Source organism: Symbiobacterium sp., assembly GCF_040797425.1.
Classification (GTDB): domain Bacteria; phylum Bacillota; class Sulfobacillia; order Symbiobacteriales; family Symbiobacteriaceae; genus Symbiobacterium.
This window is the reverse complement of the sequence record NZ_JBFNEH010000025.1, coordinates 41590-52316: the sequence shown is the minus strand read 5'-3', so window position 1 is coordinate 52316 and position 10727 is coordinate 41590. Positions and strand designations below refer to the sequence as shown.

Sequence of the window (10727 nt, the reverse complement as noted above, 5' to 3'; positions counted from 1 at the left end):
GCCCAACCAGGCCGAGGTACTGATCCTCTTCGGCCGGTACATGGGCTCGGTGAAGTCTGACGGGTGGTACTTCGTCAACCCGCTGGTGAGCAAGCGGAAGGTCAGCCTGCGGGTGCGCAACTTCACCTCGCCGCAGCTCAAGGTGAACGACGCCGACGGCAACCCCATCGAGATTGCCGCAGTGGTGGTCTGGCGGGTGGTGGACACGGCCCGGGCGCTCTTCAGTGTGGAGGACTACAACGCCTTCGTGGAGGTGCAGTCCGAGACGGCCATCCGGCATCTCGCCAGCCAGTACCCCTACGACGACGGCTACAATGAGGGCAGGCCGTCGCTCCGGGGTTCCGCGGAGGAGGTGGCCCTGGCCCTCCAGCAAGAGCTGCAGGAGCGGCTCGAGATGGCGGGCATCGCGGTGATCGAGGCGCGCATCTCGCACCTGGCGTACAGCCCCGAGATTGCGGGAGCCATGCTGCAGCGGCAGCAGGCCGCGGCCATCATCGCGGCGCGGCAGAAGATCGTGGAGGGCGCCGTCTCCATGGTGGAGATGGCTCTCGACATGCTGGACGAACAGCGCAAGGTGGAGCTCTCGCCCGAGCGCAAGGCCGACCTGGTCACCAACCTGCTGGTGGTGCTCACCGGCGACCGGGCCGCGCAGCCCACGGTTCCGGTGGGCCGCTAGCCGAGCAACGGGCGAGGCACGCCGGGCACGGCCGGCGTGCCGGCCCAGGCCGGGGCGGGGGCGAGCGCCTGCAGGGAACGCCCCAACCGGGTCACACTAGGGGCGAGGTGAGCTTGCGTGAACGACCGGCCCCTGGTCGAACTGTGCTACGACCACCTGGGCGGGCGGCTGGCCGAGCGGCTGGCGGACCGTCTGGTGGAACTGGGCTGGGTGACGGCCGATCCGCCCGGCGTGACGCCGCTGGGCTGGTCCGGCCTTGCGGCGCTCGGTCTGGACCTCGCCCCGCTGACGGCCAGCCGCCGCGCTCCCGTGGCCATGTGCGGCCGGCACATCGGGGCCCACCTGGGCTTCCTGCTGCAGCGTCACCTGCTGACCGCCGGATGGCTGGCGCGCACGCCTGACGGACTGGCTGTGACCCCCGCCGGTGCGGAAGGCCTGCGCCGCCTCGGCGTGCTTCTGGAGGACTGACCGCCCCCGCCGTCCGGGGCGGGCGCGGGTTCGGGCGTCAGGCGCCCCGCACAGGCCGAATGTGGACGTGGAGGACTGAGGATGAACCCGATCCTGCAGGAAACCGTGGTGATCGTATTCTGGAGCTTCGTGGGCTCTGTCAGCATCGGTGCCCTGGGGAAGCTGCTCTTCGGCTGGCCGGTTTCGGTGACGTACATGCTGAGCGTGCTCACGTTCGGGCCCACGCTGGCGATCCTGCGGGGGCGCGACCGCAGCAAGGACCGGCTGGAGATCGGCGAGCGGGCCGGCGTGGAGCTGCTGGCGCTCATCATCCTGCTGGGCCTGGGCTGGCTGGGTGCGCACTACCTGAAGCTGTAGCGGCCGCCGCACGGCCCTCTGTTCACAAAGATTGGCAGGCCGCGTGCAGCATGCCGCCCCTTCCAACCGGGAAAGCTTACGCGGGCGTTTTTCGAAGGGAGGAAGGCGGAAGTGCAGTTTCAGATTGGCGGGATGACCCCGCTGACGGACAAGGACCTGGCCTACCTGCGCGACGCGATGTCGTGGGAACTGCTGGCGTGCAAGAAGGCGTTCCACTACGCCAACGAGACCCAGGATCCCGAGTGCAAGCAGGCGATGTTTCAGATCGCCCAGCAGCACCAGCAGAACCTGGAGCGGCTTCTGACGCACCTGAGCCAGCACGTGGACCAGGCGACGCAGATCACCGTGTCGGGCGCCGACGCCCCGACCACCGTGATGTGAGGAGGGCGAGCCGTGCAGCAAGAGCAGGGGGTTCAGCCGCAGTTCACCATGCAGGGCGGGCACCTCACCATGGAGCACAAGGAGCAGACCAATCTGCCCCGGGTAAAGGACCCGTCCATGAACGACCGCGACCGCATGCAGGACCTGCTGGCGCAGGAGAAGTACGTCTCCAGCGGCTATGACATGGCCATGATCGAGGCGAGCCACGATGCCCTGTTTAACGTGTTCAAGCAGAACTTCGACTCCTGCATGCAGATGCAGCGCCAGGTCTATCACCTCATGTTCAAGAAAGGCTGGTACAAGCTGCCCGTGGCGGAGGCCCAGAGCGTGGCCCACACGTTCCAGCAGTTCCTGCAGTACAAAACCCAGTTCCCCTTCCCGCCCAGCCAGCAGATCGAGCAGATGGCGAGCCGCACCGGCGGGCAGCAGGGAAACTGACGGTGAGTCAGCGAATACGACGGCGGCGGAGGCAGGCTCCGCCGCCGTCGCTCGCTTGAGGAGGTGTTTGACATGAACGCTCCCGTGACCCTGGGCGTGGTCGGCCTCGGCAACATCGCCCGCAAGGCGCATCTGCCCGTGCTCACCCAGCACCCCGGCGTGCGCATCGTGGCCCTTTGCAGCCGCACCGGCCGGGGCGTGGACGAGTTGGCTGCCCGGTACCGGCTCGACCTGCAGGCCCGCACTTTCGAGCAGCTCCTCGCTCTGCGCCCCCGCGCCGCCTACCTGCTCAGCCCCACGGAGGTCCACGCCGAGCAGGCCGTTGCCCTGATGGAAGCCGGAATCGACGTGTTCATGGAGAAGCCCCTGGCCGAGACGCTGGACGAGGCGGAGGCGATCGCGACGGCAGCCGGCCGCACGGGCCGGCTGCTCATGGTCGGTTTCAACCGCCGCTATGCCCCTGCCTACCGCCGGGCCAGGGCCCTCTTTGCAGAGGCGGGAAAGCCGGTGGAGTACGTCCTGGTCCAGAAGCACCGGGCCGGCGGCGGCGACCGCAGGTCGCTACGCTTTTACGTCACCGACGACACCATTCACATCATCGACCTGGCCCGCTTCTTCGCCGGCGACCTGAGGGTCCGGGCGGCCCTGGCCCGGGCGGGCCTCGTCACCGCCCAGATGGAGGGCGCGACGGGAACCGTGGTGCAGCTGGCCCAGAGCTGGGGCGCCGGCGCCGTTACCGAGCGGGTCGAACTGCAGGGCGGCGGGCTGACGGTGATCGTGGAGGAACTGGAGCGGGTCGTGGTACGGGAGGGGGGCGCCGAGCGCGTGGAGCCGCTCTTCGGCTCGTGGACGCCCACCCTGGAAAAGCGGGGCATCGCCGCCGAACTGGACCACTTCCTCACCTGCCTGCGGGAGGGACGCACCCCGGAGACCTCTGCGGCCGAGGCTCTGGCCACCCAGCGCCTGGCGGAGGAGATCCTGCGCGCGGGAGCGGAGTGACGGGCCCGGGGCGGCCGATGGGGCCGGTTGCTCAGGAGGCGGACACAGGTGCGGACTCCTTCTCACCCTTCTGGACCATCAGCATGCACAGGATGGCCAGGGCCATGAAGATGATGCCCATCGGGAAGAACCAGACGTAGCCGTAGTGGTCAAAGACCCAGCCGAAGAGGGGCGGCCCGGCGATGTTGGCCAGCGAGGAGAAGAGGTAGTACATGCCGGTGTAGGCGCCGATCCGCCCTTCGGGGGCCATCTGGGTGATCATCGGGTAGGAGTTGATGTTGACCCACGCCCAGGCGAAGCCGACGAAGGCGAAGAGATACCAGACCTTCGTGAGGTCAGACTGCAGATTGAGCAGGAAGAAGGCCAGGATCATCATCAGGAGGCCGCCGATGATGGTCCGCTTACGGCCCAGCCCCTTGAACCGGCCGATGCCGTCGGCCAGGAAGCCGGAGGGGATGGCGAACAGGAGGAAGGCACCGCCGGAGAAGGTGAGCTGCTTGGCCACGTCCGCCTCGTGCAGGCCGAGATAGTCCCGGCCGTAGGTGGTCACCCAGGTCTCCAGCGAGTTGTAGGCCACGAACCAGCAGAAGATGGCCAGCAGCATGAAGATGGCGCTGCGGTCCTTGATGAAGCCGATCTGGAACCGCTCGGACTTCTCGGTGGAGTTCTCGGGCTCACGGATGAAGAAGTAGAAGATCGCCGTGACCCCCAGGAGCAGTACCGCCGAGCCCACGAAGGGCAGGCCGGGGTACATCCGGTAGAGGATCGCACCGCCGTACATCGCCACGATGTAGGCCAGGCCGCCCATGAAGTTGATGATGCCGTTGGCCTTGGAGCGGAGCGGAGGGGGCGTCACGTCGGGCATCAGCGCTACGATGGGCGAGCGCCAGCACGCCATGGAGAGGTTCATCAGGATAGCCGCCCCGAGCAGGAGCCACAGGCTGGTCTCCCAGCCCACGGGGATGAGCATGAGGAAGAGGGCGGAGAGGGGGGCGAAGACCAGCAGGTACGGGATGCGCCGGCCGAAGCGCGTGCGCGTTCTGTCGCTGAGGAAGCCGATGAGCGGGGTGAGGGTGAGGGCGAGCCAGTTGTCGATGGTCATCAGGTAGCCGATCGTCGTCTTGGATTCGATGAACTTGGAATAGAAAATAGGCATGTAAGCATTATACAGAGGCCATACAAGCCCCACGCCGAAGAACCCGAAGCCAATGATGAAGGTGTACTTCCAGTTGAGCCTCATCGCGCGCACTCGCCTCCGTTTGCGAGATGCTTAAAAGATTCGTGCTGCTGCCAGACAATCCCTCCCGACAGGAATTGCCCGACAGATACCGAAGTTGCATCCAGTATCCGCTGAACGGAGGAGGAGCCATGAAAGAGAGAAGCGGCAGCCTGACCGGTCGCGGCGGCCTGAGCCTCTACTACCGGGTCTGGGAGCCCGAGCAGGCAACGGGGAGCCTGGTGCTGGTGCACGGGGCCGGTGAGCACGTCGGGCGGTACGAGCACGTGGCCGCCTGGTTCGCGGCGCGGGGCTTCGCCGTCTGGGCCATGGACCACCGGGGCCATGGCCGCTCCGAGGGCGTCCGGATGCACGTGGACCGGTTCGACGACTACCTGGCCGACCTGCGGGGCTTCGTCAGCCTGGTGACCGAGGCCAGCGGCCGGCCGGTGATGATCGGCCACTCCATGGGCGGGCTCATCGCCTACCGCTACGCGGCCTCTTACCCCGAGACCATCTCTGCCCTCGTGCTCTCCTCGCCGTGGTTCCTGAGCCGGGCCAAGGTGAGCCGAGCGGAGCAGGCGCTGGCGCCCCTCCTGGCCGTCATCGCCCCCCGGCTGCAGGTGAAGTCCGGCATCCCCCCCGAGGCCTGCACCCGCAACGCCGAGCGCATCGCCCTCGACCAGAAGGATCCGCTGCGCTGCCAGACGGCCACGCCGCGCTGGTTCGTGGAGTGTACCCGGGCGGCGGCGGAGTGCCGCACCGCCGTCATCTTCCCCGACGGCGTGCCGGCGCTCTTCCTGGTCGCCGGAGCGGACCAGCTGGTGGACCCGGAAGTGACCCGCCAGGTCTTCGACCGGATCGGCTATGCCGACAAGCAGTTCAAGCTCTACCCCGAGAAGTACCATGAGATTTTCAACGACCCCGGGTACGAGGAGGTCTTCGCCGAGATCCTCTCCTGGCTGGAAGCGCACGGACTGGCGCCCCGGATGGAGTGAACGGGGCAGCCGGCTGACAGAACCACGGCAGAGGAGGCCCAGCATGTTCCCGAATGCGATGAAGACGATTGCCGATTTCCAGGCCTTCCACCGGTGGCTGGACGAGAAGAAGGGCTGGAGCCAGGACCTGAAGCTGAACATGATCCTGCTCACCGGCGAGGTGGGCGAGGTGGCCAACGAGGTGCGCAAGCTGCTCTGGCGCGCCCAGTTGCTCGAGCCGGAGCTGGGCAGGGAGAAGGCCTGGGAGGCGGCCGTGGCCGAGTACCGGCACGACCTGGGCTTCGAACTGGCCGACTGCCTCGCCTACATTTTCAAACTCGCCAACAACGCAGGGATTGACCTGGAAGCGGCCTACCGGGCCAAGATGGCCCGGAACGTGGAGCGCGAGTGGATCGCACCACCGCCGGGGAACCAGGAGTGATGAGTGCCGCTCCCTGCCCCTGGGGCAGCCGGAGCGGCTCTTGCGCGCTGCGCGAACCATGGATGCCCGATGTCGGGTCGCTTTTAACGGGATTATCCCTCAGCGAAAAGCATACCTGTGCAGCAAAACGCGGGTGACAAAGACGGAGCGTGAACAGGAGGGATCCTATGAAGCGTTGGGTTGCAGGAATCGCACTGATCACCGTTGTCGTGCTCTCCCTGGCGGTGGCCCTGTGGCAGGGGCCGAACGCAGGCGAGCGCACGAGCCGGGCGGCCGGTGGGGAGATCGCCCTGCTGCGGGTGGAAGGCGTGATGGAGACGGGTGAGAGCAGCGGCGGCCTTCTGGGCGGTTACGCCGGGTCGGACGACATCGTGGCGCAGCTGGACGAGGTGGCAGAGGATCCCACGCTGAAGGCCGTCGTCATGCGGGTGAACAGCCCGGGTGGCAGCCTGGTGGCCGCCTGGGAGATCAGCGAGGCCATCAAGCGCGTGCAGGCTGCAGGCAAGCCCGTGGTCGTCTCGATGGGCGAGACCGCCGCCTCGGCTGCGTACTGGATCTCGGCGGCGGCTGACTGGATCATCGCCAACCCGGCCACCCAGACCGGTTCCATCGGCGTCATCCTGCAGGTGCAGAACCTCGCGGGGATCTACGAAAAGCTCGGTTACGAACTGGAAACCTTCAAGAGCGGAACCTATAAGGATATTGGTAACCCGGCCCGGGAGATGACGGACGACGAGCGGGCCCTCCTGCAGGAACTCGTGGACGAGGCGTTCGCGGACTTCGTGCAGGCGGTGGCCGAGGGGCGCGGCATGGACCCCGAGCAGGTGCGGGCGATTGCCGACGGGCGGATCCTCACCGGGCGGAAGGCGCTGGAGCTGGGCCTGGTGGATGAGCTGGGCGATCTGAAGCGCTCGGTGGAGGTGGCCGGCGAGCTCGCAGGGATCGAGGGCGAGCCGTCGGTGCGGGAGATGAACAAGGGCAACTCGCTGTTCGGGGCCCTGCTGGGGAAGGCCCTGACGGAGGTGGTTGGCCGGAGCCCGTCTGGCGGCCTCTGGGCCCTGGAGACGAAGCCGGCAATTCTGCAGTAGCGAAAGAGGGTTGCGCATGATGATGGAATCATACGAGCGGAACGAGCCGAAGAACCGGTCCTCGGTCTGGGATTTGATCCTGGACGTGATCACGGCTCCGAAGGACGCGATGGCCCGCATCGCTTCCGAACGGCCCGTGAAGGCGGCCGCCCTGCTGGTGATCGGCATCGCCCTCTTCACCGCCGTCCTCGGGTTCGCGGGAACCAGGGACGCGATGGTGGCCCAGCTCGACAGGACGCTGGCCGGTCTGCCCGGTGAAGCGCAACCGGTCATGGAGGCCTTCCTGGGCCAGATGGCGGCCTGGAGCGTGGTGTTGGGTGCGGTCGGCACCGTACTCTGGTGGTTCCTGCGGGCGGCCGTCTACGGGCTCATCGGCGAGATGATGGGCGGGGCCCGCGACGGCCGGGCCATGCTCGCCACGCTGGGCTTCGCACTGACGCCGGCCTGGCTGCAGGCCCCGCTCAACCTGATGCTGGGCAGGCTCGGCCTTACCTGGCTGGCCATTCTCCTGGGGCTGGGGTTCTGGATCTGGACGCTGGTCCTCACGGTGATGGCCATCCGGGCGGCCCTGGGCGTGGATACGGGGAAGGCCGTGGTGGTCTTCCTCATCCCGGTGGGCGTCGGAATCGCCCTGGCGACCCTGGTTATCGTGCTCTTTGTGGCGGCCATGGTCAGCGCCGCCGTCCACGTGTCGATCTAGGCGTCTGCGTCGCCCGCGGTCGGGCGCTGCGCCGCCATCTGCCTGAAGACCTCGTCGGCGATCTGCAGCGTCTCCTCGAGGTCGGCCCGGCTGTGCTGCACCGAGAGCATCCAGGCCTCGAACCGGCTCGGCGCCAGCAGGATCCCGCGGTCCAGGAGGCCGCGGAACATGGCGGCGAACTGCCGGGGATCGGAGCGCTCCGCCCCCTTGTAGTTGGTGACGGGTTCGTCGCAGAAAAAGAGGGTGAACATCGAGCCGGCGCGGCCCAGCTGCACCGTGAGGCCGTGGCGCCGGGCGCTGGCCACGAGGCCGTCGGCCAGGTAGGCGGAGTCGGCCTCCAGACGCTCGTAGACCCCGGGACGCCCCAGGATCTCCAGCGCGGCCAGGGCCACCTGCATCGAGAGCGGGTTGCCCGCCAGCGTGCCCGCCTGGTAGGCCGGACCGAGCGGTGCCACCCAGTCCATGATCTCCGCCCGGCCGCCGTAGGCGCCCAGGGGCACTCCGCCGCCGATGGCCTTGCCCAGCGCCGTGAGGTCGGGCTCCACCCCGAGCAGGGTCTGGGCGCCGCCGTAGGCCACGCGGAAGGCCGTGATCACCTCGTCGAAGATGAGCAGGGCGCCGTGCTGGTGGGCCAGCCGCTTCACTCCTTCCAGGTAGCCCGGGGCGGGGTTCACCACGCCGAAGTTTCCCACGATCGGCTCGATGATGACCGCGGCCACCTCGCGTCCCCACACGTCCAGCGCCTCGGCCAGGCTGTCCAGGTCGTTGTAGGGCACGGTGATCACGTCGCGCGCGACCCCCTCGGTGACCCCGGCGGAGTCAGGCGTGCCCAGCTGCGACGGGCCGGAGCCGGCCGCAATCAGGGCGAAGTCGGAGTGGCCGTGGTAGCAGCCTTCCATCTTGATCAGCTTCGGCCTGCCGGTGAAGGCCCGGGCCACCCGCACCGCCGACATCACGGCCTCGGTGCCGGTGGAGACGAAGCGCACCCGCTCCAGGGAGGGAATGGCGGCGTGGAGCCGTTCGGCCAGCTCCACCTCCCAGGGGGTCGGGGTGCCGTAGAGGGTGCCCCCCTCCGCCGCCCGGGCGATGGCGGCGACGATCTCGGGGTGGGCATGGCCGAGGATGCCCGGTCCGTAGGCCCCCAGGTAATCGATGTACCGGTTTCCGTCCACGTCGAAGAGGTAGGGCCCCTGGCCCCGCTGCATGAAGACCGGCGCGCCGCCGCCCACCGCCTTGAAGGAGCGGGCGGGCGAGTTGACGCCGCCGACGATGCGGGCCAGGGCCCGTTCGTAGTAAGCTTCGGAGCGCTGGTATCTGGTTGCCATCGGTTGTCCTCCTGCTGTGGCGAGTTCTGCCGGCGCACCGCTTGCGGACGCGCCGGCGACTTAAGGAATGAGGTCTTACAGCCCCCAGCGCCTGGCGACGGCGTCCGCCGCCCGGCGCACGAACTGGTCGGGGTCCTGCCGCAGGGAGACCACCTGCCGCTGCACGTCTGCCGGCACCCGGGGCAGCCGGTTCAGGGCCAGGACCGCGGCACGGCGGACGTCCCGGTCGGGGTCCGCCAGCCGCCCCGCCAGTGCCCCGGCCACGTCGGCGTACGCGCCCATGGCGCCCAGGCAGTAGGCGGCCATCTTCCGGGCGGCGGGCACGGGCGACTGCAGGGTCTCTTTCACCATCTCCACACATTCCGGGTGCGCCCGGCCGAGGGCGACCGCGAGGTCGGCGGCGGCCCAGCGGATGTCCCGGTCGGGGGCGCCCATCGCGGCGGCCAGGGCCCGGCCCACGCCTGCTGACCAGAAGCCGAGCCGGCCGGCCACGAAGGCGGCGCCCCAGGCTCGCCGTTCATCCGGGGGCGTCAGCGCCTCCCGGAGTGCCGGCAGCACGGCCCCGGAGTGGGGCGCCAGCAGCTGCAGGCAGTTGGCGCAGTGGACCTGGACCCCCTTCTCGGTGTCGCCCAGCCCCTTCACGAGTGCGGGAAGGAGGCGCTCCGCCAGCGGCGCTCCGCCGGTGGCGCCGGCCGCCAGCAGGGCGGTCAGGTGCGCTTCCAGGTCCCGGGCCGCTGCCACCCGCTCGCCCGGGTCAGCCGATGCCAGCCTCCGGGTGGCCCGTTCCAGTTCCGCCGTCATGGTACCGATCCCCCTTCCGCGACGGATGACGCCTTTTTGACGCTGCGCGGCGCCCGGGCGGGACGCCGGCAGAGGATTGGAATAGGAGTGACGGTATGGCAGCCAGCCGTTCGGAGACCCAGGCCATCCTTGAAACACTCGCACAGATGTACCCGGACGCCAGGTGCGCCCTCCACCACAGCACCCCTTTCGAGCTGCTGGTCGCCACCGTGCTTTCGGCGCAGTGCACCGACGCCCGGGTGAACATTGTCACGGCTCGCATCTTCCCGCGGTACAACCGGCCCGAGCACTTCGCGGCGCTCACCGTGGACGAGATCGGTGAGATGATCCGCGACTGCGGGCTCTGGCACAGCAAGGCCAAGAACATCCAGGCGCTCAGCCGGCTGCTGCTCGAGCGGTACGGCGGCGAGGTGCCCGCCACCCGGGAGGAGCTGATGGCGCTTCCCGGCGTGGGCCGCAAGACGGCCAACGTGGTGCTCTCCAACGCCTTCGGGGTGCCTGCCATTGCCGTGGACACCCACGTCTTCCGCGTGGCCAACCGGCTGGGTCTGGCCACGGCCAAGACGCCCGAGGAGACCGAGCAGCAGCTGATGCGGCGCATCCCCAGGGAGTACTGGTCGCAGGCGCACCACTGGCTCATCTACCACGGCCGGCAGGTCTGTCACGCCCGGAACCCGCGCTGCAGCGAGTGCCCGTTGCTTCCCTACTGCCGCTTCGGCCGCGCGGAGCAGAAGAAGGCGGGGAAGCCGGCCCGCACCGGAGAGAAGGTTGGTGCGGGGAAGGCCGCCGGCCGGACGAGGCGCCCCGCACGGGCCCGGGCGCAGGCGGCGGAAGAGGTGTGAACCGCTGGATGCCAGCA

The 10727-nt window shown here is 68.7% G+C and carries 14 protein-coding genes; 11 read left to right on the top strand and 3 right to left on the bottom strand.

The window, feature by feature from the left end; translation table 11 throughout:
* The 6 genes from AB2385_RS09555 to AB2385_RS09530 all read left to right on the top strand — a co-directional run.
* The coding region (locus AB2385_RS09555) for an SPFH domain-containing protein (protein WP_367654746.1) at nt 1–676 on the top strand (676 nt) is incomplete at its 5' end.
* 117 nt (nt 677–793) lie between these two features.
* Entirely contained in the window at nt 794–1144 is a 351-nt protein-coding gene (locus AB2385_RS09550; RefSeq protein ID WP_367654745.1) for a hypothetical protein, read from the top strand.
* A gap of 81 nt (nt 1145–1225) precedes the next feature.
* Nucleotides 1226–1501, top strand: a complete 276-nt coding sequence (locus tag AB2385_RS09545; RefSeq protein ID WP_367654744.1) for a hypothetical protein — start codon at nt 1226–1228, stop codon at nt 1499–1501.
* A gap of 111 nt (nt 1502–1612) precedes the next feature.
* Nucleotides 1613–1882, top strand: a complete 270-nt coding sequence (locus AB2385_RS09540; RefSeq protein ID WP_367654743.1) for a hypothetical protein — start codon at nt 1613–1615, stop codon at nt 1880–1882.
* 12 nt (nt 1883–1894) lie between these two features.
* Entirely contained in the window at nt 1895–2320 is a 426-nt protein-coding gene (locus AB2385_RS09535; protein WP_367654742.1) for a spore coat protein, read from the top strand.
* Between the two features lie 72 nt (nt 2321–2392).
* Entirely contained in the window at nt 2393–3319 is a 927-nt protein-coding gene (locus AB2385_RS09530) for a Gfo/Idh/MocA family protein (RefSeq protein ID WP_367654741.1), read from the top strand.
* A 31-nt stretch (nt 3320–3350) separates the two neighbouring features.
* Here AB2385_RS09530 and AB2385_RS09525 read toward each other — a convergent pair whose 3' ends face one another.
* Nucleotides 3351–4559, bottom strand: a complete 1209-nt coding sequence (locus AB2385_RS09525; RefSeq protein ID WP_367654740.1) for an MFS transporter — start codon at nt 4557–4559, stop codon at nt 3351–3353.
* Between the two features lie 128 nt (nt 4560–4687).
* Here AB2385_RS09525 and AB2385_RS09520 point away from each other — a divergent pair, with 128 nt between their 5' ends.
* The 4 genes from AB2385_RS09520 (at nt 4688) to AB2385_RS09505 (ending at nt 7742) form a co-directional block, all read left to right on the top strand.
* The gene (locus AB2385_RS09520; RefSeq protein WP_367654739.1) at nt 4688–5533 is read left to right on the top strand and encodes a lysophospholipase; all 846 of its coding nucleotides are present in this window, start codon (nt 4688–4690) and stop codon (nt 5531–5533) included.
* A gap of 43 nt (nt 5534–5576) precedes the next feature.
* Entirely contained in the window at nt 5577–5954 is a 378-nt protein-coding gene (locus tag AB2385_RS09515; RefSeq protein WP_367654738.1) for a MazG nucleotide pyrophosphohydrolase domain-containing protein, read from the top strand.
* A 167-nt stretch (nt 5955–6121) separates the two neighbouring features.
* The gene (gene sppA / locus AB2385_RS09510; protein ID WP_367654737.1) at nt 6122–7042 is read left to right on the top strand and encodes a signal peptide peptidase SppA; all 921 of its coding nucleotides are present in this window, start codon (nt 6122–6124) and stop codon (nt 7040–7042) included.
* 16 nt (nt 7043–7058) lie between these two features.
* Nucleotides 7059–7742 carry a Yip1 family protein gene (locus AB2385_RS09505; protein WP_367654736.1) on the top strand — a complete coding sequence of 228 codons (684 nt, stop codon included), beginning with the start codon at nt 7059–7061 and terminating at the stop codon, nt 7740–7742.
* On the opposite strand, the gene AB2385_RS09500 is transcribed toward AB2385_RS09505, so the two are convergent.
* Both AB2385_RS09500 and AB2385_RS09495 read right to left on the bottom strand, forming a co-directional pair.
* The gene (locus AB2385_RS09500) at nt 7739–9067 is read right to left on the bottom strand and encodes a glutamate-1-semialdehyde 2,1-aminomutase (protein ID WP_367654735.1); all 1329 of its coding nucleotides are present in this window, start codon (nt 9065–9067) and stop codon (nt 7739–7741) included. The two genes, AB2385_RS09505 and AB2385_RS09500, sit on opposite strands and share 4 nt — an antisense overlap.
* 75 nt (nt 9068–9142) lie before the next feature.
* Entirely contained in the window at nt 9143–9868 is a 726-nt protein-coding gene (locus AB2385_RS09495; RefSeq protein ID WP_367654734.1) for a HEAT repeat domain-containing protein, read from the bottom strand.
* Nucleotides 9869–9963: 95 nt separating this feature from the next.
* On the opposite strand from AB2385_RS09495, the gene nth reads away from it, so the two are divergent.
* Nucleotides 9964–10710: an endonuclease III gene (gene nth / locus AB2385_RS09490; protein ID WP_367654733.1), complete on the top strand. Its 747-nt coding sequence runs from the start codon at nt 9964–9966 to the stop codon at nt 10708–10710.
* The last annotated feature ends 17 nt before the right edge of the window (nt 10711–10727 follow it).

What these genes read in the sequence shown, in the direction of transcription:
- AB2385_RS09545 (WP_367654744.1), top strand. Translation starts at nt 1,226, where the DNA reads ATGAACCCGATCCTGCAGGAAACCGTGGTGATCGTATTCTGGAGCTTC.
- AB2385_RS09530 (WP_367654741.1), top strand. Translation starts at nt 2,393, where the DNA reads ATGAACGCTCCCGTGACCCTGGGCGTGGTCGGCCTCGGCAACATCGCC.
- AB2385_RS09525 (WP_367654740.1), bottom strand. Translation starts at nt 4,559, where the DNA reads ATGAGGCTCAACTGGAAGTACACCTTCATCATTGGCTTCGGGTTCTTC.
- AB2385_RS09520 (WP_367654739.1), top strand. Translation starts at nt 4,688, where the DNA reads ATGAAAGAGAGAAGCGGCAGCCTGACCGGTCGCGGCGGCCTGAGCCTC.
- AB2385_RS09515 (WP_367654738.1), top strand. Translation starts at nt 5,577, where the DNA reads ATGTTCCCGAATGCGATGAAGACGATTGCCGATTTCCAGGCCTTCCAC.
- sppA (WP_367654737.1), top strand. Translation starts at nt 6,122, where the DNA reads ATGAAGCGTTGGGTTGCAGGAATCGCACTGATCACCGTTGTCGTGCTC.
- AB2385_RS09505 (WP_367654736.1), top strand. Translation starts at nt 7,059, where the DNA reads ATGATGATGGAATCATACGAGCGGAACGAGCCGAAGAACCGGTCCTCG.
- AB2385_RS09500 (WP_367654735.1), bottom strand. Translation starts at nt 9,067, where the DNA reads ATGGCAACCAGATACCAGCGCTCCGAAGCTTACTACGAACGGGCCCTG.
- AB2385_RS09495 (WP_367654734.1), bottom strand. Translation starts at nt 9,868, where the DNA reads ATGACGGCGGAACTGGAACGGGCCACCCGGAGGCTGGCATCGGCTGAC.
- nth (WP_367654733.1), top strand. Translation starts at nt 9,964, where the DNA reads ATGGCAGCCAGCCGTTCGGAGACCCAGGCCATCCTTGAAACACTCGCA.